The sequence below is a fragment of the Streptomyces sp. NPDC017225 genome (assembly GCF_044331465.1).
GTDB lineage: Bacteria > Actinomycetota > Actinomycetes > Streptomycetales > Streptomycetaceae > Streptomyces.
Window position 1 is genome coordinate 193,990 of sequence record NZ_JBIRNE010000002.1, and the last position, 13,227, is coordinate 207,216.

Here is a 13,227-nt window from a genome sequence, read left to right on the forward strand (position 1 = left end):
GGGACCCGGCCCGACTCGACGGCGCCCGGACGGGCCGACCCGCCCAGCGGCTCGCGCTGCCGGCACAGCTTCACGCCCCCGGGAGGCCTGACGCGCACGCACGGCTCCAGGCGCCGGACGGGCCGTGGCGCAGGAGAGGGCCGAGGCGTACGCGAAGAGCCACGCGCTACACGGTCCACACCCCGTCCCGCATGATGTGCCGCTCCCTCTGCTCGCGTACCTCGTGCCATGCCTGGACCGCGAGCGGACGCACCCGGAACCAGGCGTACGAGGCGCTGTCCTCGCGCGGGTCCCAGCCGGTCTTCGCCCGGAACGCCTCGGCCGCCGCGGACGGCGCCCCACGCCGCGCGAACGTCTCCACCTCGCCGTCGATCAGGACGACGTCCCGCGTGTGCCCGAAGGCCAGCCGGGCCCGGGCGCCGTCACGCAGGTTGCGGCCGGTCGGGTTGGTGAGCCGGGTGCACAGCCAGACCGACTCCCCGTGCCACACGAACCACAGCGGAACCATGCAGGGCAGGCCGTCGGCGTCCGCCGTGGCCACCCAGACGTCCTCCTCCCGCTCCAGCCGGTCCAGCACGTCCTGCTTGCGTTGCCGGGGCTCGCGCGGCGGTGCGGTGATCTCCATGGCCGTGACGGTAATGGACGTCCGGCGCTCGCGCCTCGGGCCCAGGACGTAGGACCGGAGACCGGCGCGGCATTGTGCGGAGAGCAGTTTTACGTATAACCTCTCCCGTCAATCGCCCGTCCCGAAAGGCCCCGATGACCCGCATCGCCCTGGTCGCCCTCGTCGTCGACGACTACGACGAGGCGATCCGCTTCTACACCGAGGCCCTCGGATTCCGTCTCGCCGAGGACACGCCCCGGCCCGACGGCTCCCGCTGGGTCGTCGTCGAGCCCGGCGGCGCGGCGCAGGGCGCCGCCCTGCTGCTGGCCCGCGCCAAGGGGGAGGCGCAGCGCTCCCGGATCGGCGACCAGACGGGCGGGCGCGTCGGCTTCTTCCTGCACACCGACGACTTCGCCCGCGACCACGCCCGTATGACGGCCGCGGGCGTGACCTTCCTGGAGGAGCCCCGGCACGAGCCCTACGGCTCGGTCGCCGTCTTCCGGGACCTGTACGGCAACCGCTGGGACCTGCTCCAGCCCGCCGCTCCCTGACCCGCTCCGCACTCCTGTCCACGACCCGCCGAGGAACGACCGAACATGGCATCTACGCGCATAGACACCGAGACCCTCCGCCGCCTCCCGAAGGCGGTGCTGCACGACCACCTCGACGGCGGCCTGCGCCCCGCGACCGTCGTGGAGCTGGCGGAGACAGTCGGTCACAGCCTGCCCACCACCGACCCCGCCGAGCTGGCCGCCTGGTACTACGAGGCCGCCAACTCCGGGGACCTGGTGCGCTACATCGCCACCTTCGAACACACCCTCGCGGTGATGCAGAACCGCGAGGGCCTGCTGCGCACCGCCGAGGAGTACGTCCTCGACCTCGCCGCCGACGGTGTCGTCTACGGCGAGGTCCGCTACGCCCCCGAGCTGATGACCAGCGGCGGACTGACCCTCGCCGAGGTCGTCGCGACCGTCCAGGAGGGCCTGGCCGCCGGCATGGCCAAGGCGGCGGCGGCGGGCACGCCGGTCCGCGTCGGCACCCTGCTCTGCGGCATGCGGATGTTCGACCGCACGCGGGAGACCGCCGACCTCGCGGTGGCCTTCCGGGACGCCGGCGTCGTCGGCTTCGACATCGCGGGCGCCGAGGACGGCTTCCCGCCCGCCGACCACCTCGACGCCTTCGCGTACCTGCGCCGCGAGAACGTCCCCTTCACCATCCACGCCGGCGAGGCGCACGGGCTGCCCAGCATCCACCAGGCGCTCCAGGTGTGCGGCGCCCAGCGCATCGGCCACGGGGTGCGCATCACGGACGACATCCCGGACCTCGCGGCGGGCAAGCTCGGCCGCCTCGCGGGCTGGGTCCGCGACCGCCGGATCGCCCTGGAGATGTGCCCCACGTCCAACCTCCAGACCGGCGCCGCGACCTCGATCGCCGAGCACCCCATCACCGCGCTCAAGGATCTCGGTTTCCGCGTCACCCTCAACACCGACAACCGCCTCGTCTCCGGCACGACGATGACCCGTGAGATGTCCCTGCTGGTGGAGCAGGCGGGCTGGACGGCCGAGGACCTGCGCACGGTCACGGTGAACGCGGTGAAGAGCGCCTTCATCCCCTTCGACGAGCGCAGGGCCCTGATCGAGGACGTCGTCCTGCCGGGTTACGAAGCGGCGCTCTGAACGAGCCCGCGCGCATAGGCGGCCTGTCCGACGTGCTGGAGATCGTCGGACAGGACGCTCACCAGCCGGGCGCCGAGGGTGACCGGCGGGTCCCAGTTCTCGTCCACGATCCGCTCCAGGTCCTTCGCGGCCAGCGAGCGCAGGGCACCGAGCGTCTGCTCGTGCACGGCGTCGTGGTAACCGGTCAGCAGGTCGGCCGAATCGACCCGGACCTTCGCGACCTCCGCGGAGCTGTGGCCGTAACCGGTGTCGTGGCGGGGCAGACCGAGGGCGAAGCGTTTCTCCCACTCGCCGGTCAGCCACACCTGGTCGAGCCCGAAGGCGTCCGCGACGTGGTCGTCCTGGACGCGGGTGAGGTGCCAGACGAGCCAGGAGACGGAGTTGGCGTCACCGGCGGGGCGTGCGTTCAGGGAGTCCGGGCCAAGGCCCTCGACGGCGGCGTGGACTTCTTCCTGGATGCGGCCGTAGCCCTCGATGAGGATGTCCTTTGCGTGCATGGGTCCACCATCGCGCACTCCTTCCTCACGCGCTCCCCGTTTCCAGCAGCCCCATCAGCGCCCGCGCCGCCGGACTGGTGGCCTCGGCCGGTGGCAGCAGAGCGATGGTCTCGTACGCCGTGTCGTCGGTGTCCTTCAGTGGCAGCGAGGTGAGGGAGGCCCGCTTGTGCCGGAAGTGGCGCGGTACGACCGCGATGCCGAGGTTCTCGTCGAGCAGGTCGAGCAGACCGTGTACGTCGTTCACCTCCAGCGCGACGGTCCGCCGTACGCCCGCCTCGGCGAAGGCGGTGTCGGTGACGCGGCGCGGGCCCCAGTCCGGGTGGAAGTCGACGAAGACCTCGTCGGCCAGATCGCGCGGGGTCAGCACCGCGCCGCCCGTCGCCAGGCGGTGGTCGGGATGGCACAGCACGGTCATGGGCTCACCGGCGAGCGAGACCGACCGCAGCTGGTCCGTGTCGGCCTGGGTCCGGTAGGCGAAGGCCAGATCGAGCCGTCCGGCCGCGACCTCCTCCGCCAGCTCGCCCGAGCCCGCCTGCCGCAGCCGGATCTCCACGTCCGGGTGCTGCCCGCGGAACGCGGCCAGCAGCCCCGCCACCGGCACCCCGGCGACGCACTGCTCGGTGCCCAGCGACAGCGTGCCGCGCAGCACGCCCTGCACCGCGGCGACCGCCTCGTGCGCCGAGCGCACCTGGGCGAGGATCCGCCGGGCCTCGCCCAGCAGAGCCCGTCCGGCCTCCGTCAGCGTCACCCGGCGCGTGGTGCGCACGAACAGCGGCGCCCGCAGCTCCCGCTCCAGCGCCCGGATGGAAGCCGACAGGCCGGACTGGGAGACCAGCAGCCGTTCCGCCGCGCGGGTGAAGTGCTGGTCCTCGGCGACCGCGACGAAGTGCTGGAGGTGACGCAGTTCCATGACTGAGAAGCGTAGCCGCACAATCCCATCGGATTCTTCTGTTGGACCACTGCCCGCAGGTCACGACAGAGTGGGACACGGTTCCGCCCAAGCCCCGCACCCCGGGTGCCAACCCCTCTGGAGTCGCGTTGTACACCGCACACCCCGACCGCTACGCGGACATGCCCTACCGGCGCACCGGACGCAGCGGCCTGAAGCTCCCCGCGCTCTCGCTCGGCCTGTGGCACAACTTCGGCCCGGACCGCCCCGTCGAGACCCAGCGCGCCATCCTGCGCCGCGCCTTCGATCTCGGCGTCACCCACTTCGACCTCGCCAACAACTACGGCCCGCCGCCCGGCTCCGCCGAGTCCGCGCTCGGCGAGGCGCTCAGGGCCGACTTCGCGTCGTACCGCGACGAGCTGGTCATCTCCACCAAGGCCGGCTATCTGATGTGGCCCGGTCCGTACGGGGAGTGGGGCTCGCGCAAGTACCTGCTGTCCTCCCTCGACCAGAGCCTGACCCGCATGGGCCTGGACTACGTCGACGTCTTCTACTCGCACCGCCCCGACCCGGAGACTCCCCTGGAGGAGACGATGGGCGCCCTGCACACGGCGGTGCGGCAGGGCAAGGCGCTGTACGTCGGCGTCTCCAACTACTCCCCGGAGCAGACCCGTGAGGCCGCCCGTATCCTCGCCGAGCTGGGCACCCCGCTGCTGATCCACCAGCCGCGCTACTCCATGCTCGACCGCCGCCCCGAGACCAGCGGCCTCCTGGACACCCTCGACGAGCTCCAGGTCGGTTCCATCGCCTACTCCCCGCTGGAGCAGGGCCTGCTGACCGGCCGCTATCTCGACGGCATCCCGGAGGACTCGCGCGCCGCGAGCGACAGCCCCTTCCTGAACTCCGACGCGGTCACCGGGGAACTCGTCGGCAAGCTGCGCGCCCTGGACGAGATCGCGAAGTCCCGCGGCCAGTCGCTGGCCCAGATGGCGCTGGCGTGGGTGCTGCGCGAGGGCCGGGTGACCTCCGCCCTGGTCGGCGCGAGCAGCCCGGGGCAGCTGGAGGACAGCGTGGCGGCCATCGGGAACCTCGACTTCGGGTCCGACGAACTGGCCCGGATCGACAAGATCGTCACGCGATAGCACGCGCACGGAGGGACCCCGGAGGCGGAGCCACGAACGGCCAGACCTCGAGGACTCGGCCGGATGACCCCGTACGCGGGAAGGCCCGCCCGGTTTCCCGGGTGGGCCTCACCGGTCATGGGACAGTGCCGCGTCAGGCGTTGTAGCCACCGTGGGCGTCCAGCACCGCGCCCGTGACGTACGACGCGGCGGGGCTCGCCAGGAAGCCGATCGCCGCCGCGATCTCTTCGGGGCGACCCATGCGCTGCAGGGACAGTGAGCCGATCAGGGCCTTGAGGGTCTCGGGGTCCGGCGGCTGCATGCCGCCCTCCATCAGTCCGGCCTCCACGACGTTGGCCGTGATGTTCCGGGGCCCGAGGTCCCGTGCGGCCCCCATGGTGTACCTCTCGACCCCGGACTTGGTCGCCGCGTAGTCGGCGAGGCCCGGGGCGCCGACCCGGGAGCCCAGCCCGGAACTCACCGTGATGACGCGGCCGCCCTCGCGCAGCACTCGGGAGGCGGCCCGGATGACGGCGATCACGCCGAGGTAGTTGGTGGCGTGCATCCGGTCCAGTGCGGCGGTGTCGGCGTCCGGGTCGTCCACCGTGCCAGCCACGGAGATCGCCGCGTTGTTGACGAGGATGTCCAGGCCGCCGAAGTGCGCGACCACGTCGTCGATCAGCGCCGGCGCCCGACCCACGTCCGCCTGGTCGGACTTGAAGGCGACGGCCTTGGCTCCTTCGCCGCACACCTCGTCGACGACGGCCTGCGCCTGCTTGTCGGAGCTGACGTAGGTGAAGGCGACGTCGGCGCCCTGCTCGGCCAGCAGCCGTACGGTCGCGGCTCCCAGTCCGCGCGACCCCCCGGTGACCAGCGCGACCTTGCCCTTGAGTGGCTTGCTCATTCTTCACACCTCGTTGATTGGCTCTTCCCGATGGTCGCAACGTTAATTGTTACGACAGTCTGTCGCAACTTTTTTTGTTACGACTGCGACTGTCGTAACATGAAGTGTTGCGGTCGAGGTGCCGCGGTCGAGAGGAGGCGTTCGTGAGTGCCAACAGCAGGCTGACCATCGCCGCCCACGCGCTGGCCTGGATCGGTCTCTATCAGCGCCAGGGCCATGAGGTCGCCACCTCCGAGCAGATCGCGACCAGCGCGAACACCAACCCCGTGGTGATCAGGCGGCTGCTCGGCGAGCTGCGCAGGGCCGGACTCGTGGAATCCCGGCGGGGCGTGGGCGCGGGCTGGTCGCTGGCGCGCGAGCTGGGGTCGATGACCCTGCTCGACGTGTACGAGGCGGTGGAACCCGGCCCGCTGTTCGCGATGCACCGTGCCACCCCGGACCAGGGATGCGTGGTGGGTCACGGCATCCAGCCGGCGATGCGGGGCGTCTACGAGGGCATCGAGGAGACCCTGAGGCGCGAGCTGGCCCGCGTCACGCTCGCGAACGTACTCCGGGACGTACTAGCGACACCTCGCTAGCCTCCCCGGTACGCCCTGGCGTCGCGGGATCCCCGTCCATGGCCGGGCCGGCGCGTCCGGGGTTGTGGAGGCGGCCCCCCGCGGGGCGCCGGTGGTGGGGGCCTGCGCCGCAGGATTTCGGCCATCGACTGCCGTGAATATGCCAGGAGACTGGCCGGAAATTCATGGTGACAGTGGTTCAGTAGTGAACATACTCACCTCTAGGGCGTCTCACACCATGCGACAGCGTCCTCACGCACAGCACACGCGCCGCACGGACGCCATGCCCGACCGGCAGGCGGGCTGGGCGACGGGGGAGGGGAGCAGTGCACGACGAGTTCCTGTGCCATGTCACCGCCTACGGCGTCTGTGACGGCCGACGCATCGGCGTACCTCTGGGTACCTACCGGGCTCCCACCCTCGCCCTCGCCCTCTGGTGGCTGCGCGACCGCGCCTCCTGGATGGCCGAGCGGCTGGATCCGCAGCCCGACACTCCGCACTTACCGCGCGGCGCCCTGACACCGGTCGCCGACGACGCCCCCGACGTACCGCGCGTCCTGCGCACCTGGTGCGCCGACGACGCCCAACAGGAGATGGTCGCCGACGAGTTGGCGGCAGGGCGCCTGGTGCGGATCGCCACCAGCGACGACACCACCGAGTACGAACTGATGGCCGAGTCCGTGGACGCGCTGCGCATGCAGCGGGCCTCCCCGCCCCTGGTCGTCCCCGTCGCCTGAGCCGCCGGAGCACCTGCCCGTGCCGCACCTGCCCGTGCCGCACCCGAGTGTCTGCCGACGCGCTGCCCGAGTGCCTGCCGCGCGACCCCTGGATCTAGGGCCCCGCCGGGGCCCGGCCGCCCCGCCGGCCCACCCACCGCGCGAGCAGGGCGCCGAGGAACCCGGCGACCAGCCCCCACAACAGGGCGAGACCGACGGCACCGCGCAGGCGTGGCCGCAGGAACAACCGCCCGGACAGCCCACCGCCCAGGTCGCCGATGCCGAGCACCGACAGGCCGTAGTGCACGGAGATCCGGCCGACCAGGCCGATCATGAGGACCGTGAGCGCCAGCGCCACGCCCATGCGCACGGCATGCAGCCAGGCCGGGGTCCCGGCCGGCGAACGGGACGCGAGCACGAACCCGGCCGCCAGGACCAGGACCGCCGCGACGGCCAGCAGCCACCACCACCGCCCGTCGCGCTCGGTGAGCGTCCCCAGGTTCAGGGTCGAGACGTCCGGCGTGCGCAGCACCTCGTCGAGCACATGCGGCATCGGCAGCCCGAAGGGCCCCTCCACCCGCCCGTCCCAGGAGGCGCCGAGACCGATCGTGAGCGCGAGCCAGGCCAGGTTCGGCAGCCCGAGCAGCAGCACGGCGAAGGTGTCCGCGGGGTGACCCCGGGTCCCGGCGACGACCAGCGCGACGACCGCGCCGACGACGACGTAGACGAGCAGCAGCGCGACCATCGCGTACGCCGCCGGCCGCACCGACGTCTGCGGGCGCAGGAGCCGCCCCGGCAGCGGCGCCCCGCGCGAGACCAGCAGGGCCAGCACGAGCACGCCCGCCAGCCACAGCGTCCCGAAGAGGACGGTCAGCGGCACGTCCGTGGTGAAGCCGACCCTGGGCCTGATGCCGAACAGGTCGCCGAGGTCGGTCAGCGCGCCTTCCCCGAGGGAGACCTCGAAGGTCTGGCGGGCGGCGAAGGACAGCCCGAGAAGGGCGAGCAGCCACAGGACGGCGATCCGCCCGGTCCAGCCGGCCAGCTCCGGGACGCCGGCCACCGCCCGGTGGCGCAGTGGCCGCAGAAACCCCCGGGCGATCACCAGGGCGCCGGTCAGCGTGACGGACAGCGGGATCACGGACAGCCCCGCGTCCGTGTCGGCGAACTCTCCGGCGTCGCCGGAAAGCTCCAGCGCGCCGCCCACGGCGGTCACGACGGTCGCGGTGACGACCCGGGGGAAGGCGTTGTCGGGCAGGTCCGCGGCCCCGGCCGCCCACAGTCCGAGCGCGGCCACGGCTCCCATGGTGACCAGCCCGGCCAGCACCGTCGCCAGGGCCTGGACCCAGCCGTGCCGGGCGGCGGCCCGGCCGGAAGGACCGGAGGGGGTTCGCGAGCTCACGCTGCCACGCTAAGCAGCGCCCGCCGGGCGCGCCCGGTGACAGGGCCGTCCGCGTCGGCCGGAGCACGGGGAGCACCCGCGCGAGCCGGCCCCGGGGGCGGTCCGGGCCTCGGCTCGCCGCCTGCCCCGGCGGGCTGTCCGTGAGGAGGTCCCGCGGGGTACACACGCACGGCCGGGACACCGGTGCGCCCGGCCTCCGTCGGGCCCGGCGGCTCAGCCCGCCCGGACGACGAGGGCGTAGTCGCCCAGCCCCAGCAGCCGGTCGCAGGGCACCTCACCGCGCGTCGTGAAGACGGCGAGGACACGGCCGGTCTCCGGGTCGAACGCCACGTCCAGCACCGTGCCGCGCGCGGTGCCCGCCTCGGTCAGGACCCGACGGCCCAGCAGGTCGTGGTGGGGCGGGACCGTGTCCGGGGCGGCGGCGGAACGAACCCGGACAGCGCCGGGGCCGGCCGCGAGCACCGAGTCCCAGGACAGCACGCTCGTCCTGCCAGGACGGCTGCCCCGGAGCCGCACATGGCTCACCGCGCCGGACGCGATGTCGACGGTCAGGGACGTCACCGTGCCGATCGGCCCGGCCGGCGGCACCACCGGCAGTCCCCGCACCTCGCTGAACAGCATCACGGCGGTGAAACCTCCCCGGGACCGGGGACGCCGCCGACCACCAGGGCGGTAAGACCCGGCAGGCCGTCGGCGACGTGCCGGGCGGCCTCATCAGGCAGCACCAGGGACCGGCCGGCGACCGAGACCTTCCCTCGGCGCGGCACGTACACCCGGCGGTGCCGCCGGCCCCGACCCGGCACCAACCGTCTGCTCGCCGCCACCCGGAAGCCGACGATCCGCCCGTCCGTTCCGCCCTCCACCACGACGTCGAGCACCGTGCCGATCTCGGTACCCGACTCCGTCAGGACCCTCGCCCCCAGCACGCGGGCCCGCAGGGTCCGCTGGTGCGCCATCATGGCCGCGGCGCTCACCAGGCCCCGCCGGTCGCGGATCATCACCGCGTCGTGGCCCAGCGCGTACACGGCCGACCAGGGCAGACCCTCCTTCGGAGGGCCGGACAGCAGGCCGCGTCCGCTCAGGGTGAAACCGGTGATCCGGCCCGCGGCGGCGTCGCATACGGTGTCCTTGACGTGGGCGACGGCGTCGCCGCCGAGGGTGACCACCGGACGGGTGGAGAGGCTTCGCGCGGCCATCAGTTCGTTCATCGCACACCCTTCCCGCACCCTCGGGTTCCCCGCGCCACTGTGACGATGCCCGCAGTACGGGACAACGGGGACTGCACGGCCGGGGTCGGGGTACGAGGACAGGTGCAGCAGCGTCCGGCCAGTCCGGCTTCCGAGAGAGACACGCATGACCGAATACCTGGACGGGGCAGTGATACCGACTGGTTTCGACGTTCCCGTTGAACCGCTGAGGCGGGCGGCACACTACTCCGGCGAGCCGGGATGCATAGCGCAGGCGCGTTCCTTCGCCTCGCTCTTCCTCGATCAGTTGAGGACCGAGTGGTGCGCCACGATCGGCGGGCGCGCGGACGGCGCGGTACTGCTGGTGGTGAGCGAGCTGATCACCAACGCCGACCGCCACAGCAAGGGGCCGTACATCCTGGAGCTGGAGGGCACGGGCGCCTCGGTGGCGGTGACCGTCTACGACAGCAGCGGTGCGGCGCCCCAGCGCTTCCCCCGCGACCCCGAGCGGGTCGGCGGGCACGGCCTGGAGATCGTCCACGCCCTGGCCCAGGCGGTCGTGGTCGAGCGCGTACCGGTCGGCAAGCGGGTGCGCGCGGTGGTGCACCTCACCGAGGCATGACCGTGCCGCCCCACTCCTTCGAAGGAGCGGTCTCCGCGTGGGGCGACAACGGTGTTCGGCCGTTCGCGTCCGTCAGGCGCAGCCCAGCTCGCCCAGCATGCCCTCGCGCAGCCGGCCGATGATCCGCTTGATCAGCCGGGACACGTGCATCTGCGAGCAGCCGAGCCGTTCGCCGATCTCCGCCTGGGTGGCCTCCTCCACGAAGCGCATGTGGATGATCCGCCGGTCGCGCTCACTGAGCTCGGCCATCAGCGGCGCGAGCGAGTGGAAGTCCTCGACGAGCCGCAGCCCGTCCTCCTCCACACCGATGAAGTCGGCCAGCACCGACTCCCCGTTCTCGGGTCCGTCACCGGTCAGCGCGGCGTCCAGCGAAGAGGAGTTGTAGCCGTTGGACGCGATCTGGCCCTCGACCACCTCGTTCTCGCTGATGTTCATCAGCGTGGCGAGTTCGGCGACGGTGGGCTCGCGGTCCAGACGGGAGGAGAGCTCCTCGCGGGCCTTGGCCAGCTCCACCCGCAGCTCCTGGAGCCGTCGCGGTACGTGCACGGCCCAGGTGGTGTCACGGAAGAAGCGCTTGATCTCGCCGACGATGTACGGCAGCGCGAAGGACGTGAACTCGACCTCGCGCGACAGCTCGAACCGGTCGATCGCCTTGATCAGGCCGATCATGCCGGTCTGGACGACGTCCTCCATGTCGTCCCCGCGGCCGCGGAAACGGCCGGCGGCGAACCGCACCAGCGACATGTTCATCTCGATCAGGGTGTTGCGCGCGTACTGGTACTCGTACGTGCCCTCTTCGAGTTCCGTCAGACGCTGGAAGAACTGGCGGGACAGCTGCCGCGCGTCACGCGGAGCCACGGTACGGGGGTCCACGACACCCCACGGCGATCCGGCGTCGGCCTTGCTCCCGGTGGTCCTCTCGACGACCTGTGCTCCCGGCCGGATCACGGCGCTCTCCATTACCTCTCCCACGAAAGTCACGGTTCGACGTCTCCCTAGGCTTTTCCCGCCGACGGGTACCCGGGGCGCGGCGGCACATGCCCCCCGTTCTCACGGGTGGCGGAAAACGTGCCGCGGCGTCGTCGCGGGGTGGTCTGTCACCTCTCAGCGTAGACCCGTGCGCGGCGGCAGGCACCCCGCGGACTCCTCGTGTTTCCCTCTGGGCGAAACGCCGGCCCCTTCCGTCGCGCGGCGGGACTCCTAGGCTGGGGAGGTGACCAGCCACGTGCCGAACGAAGCCCGCGTCATCCCCCTGCGCCCGCAGCCGCGTCCGCATGCCGCGCGCCCGGGAGCCCGCCCCGCCGCCGCGCCCCTTTCACCCGAGCGGAGGGCGCCCGCCGTCAGAGAGCCCCTGTGGCGCGATCTGGTCGGCGACGTCCTGCGCCGTGAACGCCTCCAGCAGGAACGCACCCTGAAGGAGGTGGCGGAGACCGCCCGGATCTCCATGCCGTATCTGTCGGAGGTGGAACGCGGCCGCAAGGAGGCGTCGTCGGAGGTGCTGGCCGCCGCCGCGGGGGCCCTCGGACTGGGCCTGGGCGACCTGTTGGCCCGGGCCCAGGGAGAGCTGGTCCGCCTCACCTCGCGGCACACCGGAGCCGGCCGGGGACGCGGCGCGGCCGGTGCCCACCACGACGGGATGTGCCTGGCCGCCTGACCGCCCGCACGGACCGGCGCCCCGCGGACGGCGGGGCGCCGGCCCGGCCTCTCACACGCCCACCAGACGCCGGCTGAGCACCTCGTCGGCCAGCCCGTACGCCACGGCCTCCTCGGCGGTGAACACCTTGTCGCGGTCCATGTCCGCGCGCAGCGTCGCGACGTCGTGCCGCGTGTGCCGGGCCAGTACCTCCTCGACCTGGGAGCGGATCCGCACCATCTCCTTGGCCTGGAGCGCCAGGTCCGAGACCGTGCCCTGCCGTCCGCCGCTGGCCGGCTGGCCGAGCAGGACCCGCGCGTGCTCCAGCACGAACCGCCGCCCTGGATCCCCGCCTGCCAGCAGCACGGCCGCCGTGGACGCCGCCTGCCCGACGCAGAACGTCGAGATGGGCGCCTGCACGAAGGTCATCGTGTCGTAGATCGCCATCAGCGACGTGAACGAGCCGCCGGGGGAGTTGATGTAGACCGCGATCTCGCTCTCCGGGGCCGACGACTCCAGATGGAGGAGCTGCGCGATGACGACGTTGGCGACGCCGTCGTCGATCTCGGTGCCCAGGAAGATGATCCGCTCGGACAGCAGCCGGCTGAACACGTCGTAGGACCGCTCGCCCTGCGGGGTCCGCTCGACGACGTTCGGAATCGTGTAGCTCCCCATGTCACAGCCCCATCCGTCGCCTGGTGGCGGCCGGGCGCACGTCCGTGAGGGACTGGACGACCTGGTCCACCATTCCGTACTCCTTGGCCTCCTCGGCCGTGAACCAGCGGTCGCGGTCGCCGTCCCGGGAGATGGTCTCCGGGCTCTGACCGGTGTGCTCGGCGGTGATCCGCTCGATGGTCCGCTTGGTGAACTCCAGGTTGTCGGCCTGGATCTCGATGTCGGCGGTGGTGCCGCCGATGCCCGCCGACGGCTGGTGCATCATGACCCGCGCGTTCGGCAGGGCGTGGCGCTTGCCCGCCGCGCCGACGCTCAGCAGGAACTGCCCCATGCTGGCGGCGAAGCCCATGGCGAGCGTCGAGACGTCGTTCGGGATCAGCCGCATCGTGTCGTAGATGGCGAGTCCGGCGTGCACGGAGCCGCCGGGGCTGTTGATGTACAGGCTGATGTCGGTGCGCGGGTCCTCCGCGGAGAGGATCAGCAGCTGGGCGCAGATCCGGTTCGCGGAGACCTCGTCGACCTGCGTGCCCAGCAGCACGATCCGCTGCGCGAGCAACTGCGCGGCCAGATGGTCGTCGAACCGGGTCGCGGGGGTGTCGCCCTCCTGGGCCCGGGGCGGCGTGGCCGGGCCGGCGATGAGTGGAGACATCGGCGCTCCTTGTCGAGTCGTCGGGGAAGTCGTACGCGGCCGGTGGCGCCGCGGTTCCTCCACTCTCCGCCCGCCCCGGTGACCGGTGGGGGTTTCTC

17 protein-coding genes are annotated in these 13,227 nt (G+C 72.3%); 7 read left to right on the plus strand and 10 right to left on the minus strand.

Features of this window, described 5'->3' with window-relative positions:
- Positions 1-166: 166 nt before the first annotated feature.
- Entirely contained in the window at positions 167-625 is a 459-nt protein-coding gene (locus ACH4NX_RS04525) for a pyridoxamine 5'-phosphate oxidase family protein (protein WP_351398880.1), read from the minus strand.
- Between the two features lie 134 nt (positions 626-759).
- Here ACH4NX_RS04525 and ACH4NX_RS04530 point away from each other — a divergent pair, with 134 nt between their 5' ends.
- Positions 760-1,155, plus strand: coding sequence for a VOC family protein (locus tag ACH4NX_RS04530; protein ID WP_398126988.1), 396 nt, complete (start codon positions 760-762; stop codon positions 1,153-1,155).
- Between the two features lie 45 nt (positions 1,156-1,200).
- On the plus strand, positions 1,201-2,280 hold the full coding sequence (locus ACH4NX_RS04535; protein WP_351398876.1) for an adenosine deaminase: 1,080 nt from the start codon (positions 1,201-1,203) through the stop codon (positions 2,278-2,280).
- Here ACH4NX_RS04535 and ACH4NX_RS04540 read toward each other — a convergent pair.
- A complete protein-coding gene (locus ACH4NX_RS04540; RefSeq protein WP_351398873.1) occupies positions 2,262-2,777 on the minus strand; it encodes a DinB family protein in 516 nt (171 codons plus the stop codon). The genes ACH4NX_RS04535 and ACH4NX_RS04540 overlap by 19 nt on opposite strands.
- Positions 2,778-2,802: 25 nt before the next feature.
- Positions 2,803-3,687, minus strand: a complete 885-nt coding sequence (locus ACH4NX_RS04545) for a LysR substrate-binding domain-containing protein (protein WP_351398871.1) — start codon at positions 3,685-3,687, stop codon at positions 2,803-2,805.
- Between the two features lie 128 nt (positions 3,688-3,815).
- On the opposite strand from ACH4NX_RS04545, the gene mgrA reads away from it, so the two are divergent.
- Complete coding sequence (gene mgrA / locus ACH4NX_RS04550) at positions 3,816-4,808, plus strand: L-glyceraldehyde 3-phosphate reductase (protein WP_351398869.1); 993 nt, start codon at positions 3,816-3,818, stop codon at positions 4,806-4,808.
- A 133-nt stretch (positions 4,809-4,941) separates the two neighbouring features.
- Here mgrA and ACH4NX_RS04555 read toward each other — a convergent pair whose 3' ends face one another.
- On the minus strand, positions 4,942-5,691 hold the full coding sequence (locus ACH4NX_RS04555) for an SDR family oxidoreductase (protein WP_351398868.1): 750 nt from the start codon (positions 5,689-5,691) through the stop codon (positions 4,942-4,944).
- 143 nt (positions 5,692-5,834) lie between these two features.
- Between ACH4NX_RS04555 and ACH4NX_RS04560 the strand changes: the two genes are divergently transcribed.
- Together ACH4NX_RS04560 and ACH4NX_RS04565 are read left to right on the plus strand one after the other, a co-directional pair.
- A complete protein-coding gene (locus ACH4NX_RS04560) occupies positions 5,835-6,269 on the plus strand; it encodes an Rrf2 family transcriptional regulator (protein ID WP_351398866.1) in 435 nt (144 codons plus the stop codon).
- A 305-nt stretch (positions 6,270-6,574) separates the two neighbouring features.
- Complete coding sequence (locus tag ACH4NX_RS04565; protein ID WP_351398863.1) at positions 6,575-6,985, plus strand: hypothetical protein; 411 nt, start codon at positions 6,575-6,577, stop codon at positions 6,983-6,985.
- A 94-nt stretch (positions 6,986-7,079) separates the two neighbouring features.
- Here ACH4NX_RS04565 and ACH4NX_RS04570 read toward each other — a convergent pair whose 3' ends face one another.
- From ACH4NX_RS04570 to ACH4NX_RS04580, 3 genes are all read right to left on the minus strand, one after another.
- On the minus strand, positions 7,080-8,363 hold the full coding sequence (locus ACH4NX_RS04570; RefSeq protein ID WP_398126987.1) for a streptophobe family protein: 1,284 nt from the start codon (positions 8,361-8,363) through the stop codon (positions 7,080-7,082).
- A gap of 213 nt (positions 8,364-8,576) precedes the next feature.
- Entirely contained in the window at positions 8,577-8,987 is a 411-nt protein-coding gene (locus ACH4NX_RS04575; protein WP_398126986.1) for a PRC-barrel domain-containing protein, read from the minus strand.
- Positions 8,984-9,571, minus strand: coding sequence for a PRC-barrel domain-containing protein (locus ACH4NX_RS04580; RefSeq protein WP_398126985.1), 588 nt, complete (start codon positions 9,569-9,571; stop codon positions 8,984-8,986). Before ACH4NX_RS04580 ends, ACH4NX_RS04575 begins: the two co-directional genes overlap by 4 nt.
- Before the next feature lie 145 nt (positions 9,572-9,716).
- On the opposite strand from ACH4NX_RS04580, the gene ACH4NX_RS04585 reads away from it, so the two are divergent.
- On the plus strand, positions 9,717-10,172 hold the full coding sequence (locus ACH4NX_RS04585; RefSeq protein WP_398126984.1) for an ATP-binding protein: 456 nt from the start codon (positions 9,717-9,719) through the stop codon (positions 10,170-10,172).
- 72 nt (positions 10,173-10,244) lie between these two features.
- Here the strand turns inward: ACH4NX_RS04585 and ACH4NX_RS04590 are convergent, their stop codons facing one another.
- Entirely contained in the window at positions 10,245-11,132 is an 888-nt protein-coding gene (locus tag ACH4NX_RS04590) for an RNA polymerase sigma factor SigF (protein WP_398127170.1), read from the minus strand.
- Positions 11,133-11,385: 253 nt separating this feature from the next.
- On the opposite strand from ACH4NX_RS04590, the gene ACH4NX_RS04595 reads away from it, so the two are divergent.
- Positions 11,386-11,826, plus strand: a complete 441-nt coding sequence (locus ACH4NX_RS04595) for a helix-turn-helix domain-containing protein (RefSeq protein WP_398126983.1) — start codon at positions 11,386-11,388, stop codon at positions 11,824-11,826.
- 51 nt (positions 11,827-11,877) lie between these two features.
- On the opposite strand, the gene ACH4NX_RS04600 is transcribed toward ACH4NX_RS04595, so the two are convergent.
- Positions 11,878-12,480, minus strand: coding sequence for an ATP-dependent Clp protease proteolytic subunit (locus ACH4NX_RS04600; protein ID WP_279562443.1), 603 nt, complete (start codon positions 12,478-12,480; stop codon positions 11,878-11,880).
- A 1-nt stretch (position 12,481) separates the two neighbouring features.
- Positions 12,482-13,129, minus strand: a complete 648-nt coding sequence (locus tag ACH4NX_RS04605) for an ATP-dependent Clp protease proteolytic subunit (protein ID WP_398126982.1) — start codon at positions 13,127-13,129, stop codon at positions 12,482-12,484.
- Positions 13,130-13,227: the final 98 nt, after the last annotated feature.

Coding starts and splice junctions, on each gene's coding strand:
- ACH4NX_RS04540 (WP_351398873.1), bottom strand. CDS start 2,777: ATGCACGCAAAGGACATCCTCATCGAGGGCTACGGCCGCATCCAGGAA.
- ACH4NX_RS04585 (WP_398126984.1), top strand. CDS start 9,717: ATGACCGAATACCTGGACGGGGCAGTGATACCGACTGGTTTCGACGTT.
- ACH4NX_RS04605 (WP_398126982.1), bottom strand. CDS start 13,129: ATGTCTCCACTCATCGCCGGCCCGGCCACGCCGCCCCGGGCCCAGGAG.
- ACH4NX_RS04590 (WP_398127170.1), bottom strand. CDS start 11,132: ATGGAGAGCGCCGTGATCCGGCCGGGAGCACAGGTCGTCGAGAGGACC.
- ACH4NX_RS04600 (WP_279562443.1), bottom strand. CDS start 12,480: ATGGGGAGCTACACGATTCCGAACGTCGTCGAGCGGACCCCGCAGGGC.
- ACH4NX_RS04555 (WP_351398868.1), bottom strand. CDS start 5,691: ATGAGCAAGCCACTCAAGGGCAAGGTCGCGCTGGTCACCGGGGGGTCG.
- ACH4NX_RS04580 (WP_398126985.1), bottom strand. CDS start 9,571: ATGAACGAACTGATGGCCGCGCGAAGCCTCTCCACCCGTCCGGTGGTC.
- ACH4NX_RS04530 (WP_398126988.1), top strand. CDS start 760: ATGACCCGCATCGCCCTGGTCGCCCTCGTCGTCGACGACTACGACGAG.
- ACH4NX_RS04535 (WP_351398876.1), top strand. CDS start 1,201: ATGGCATCTACGCGCATAGACACCGAGACCCTCCGCCGCCTCCCGAAG.
- ACH4NX_RS04545 (WP_351398871.1), bottom strand. CDS start 3,687: ATGGAACTGCGTCACCTCCAGCACTTCGTCGCGGTCGCCGAGGACCAG.
- ACH4NX_RS04525 (WP_351398880.1), bottom strand. CDS start 625: ATGGAGATCACCGCACCGCCGCGCGAGCCCCGGCAACGCAAGCAGGAC.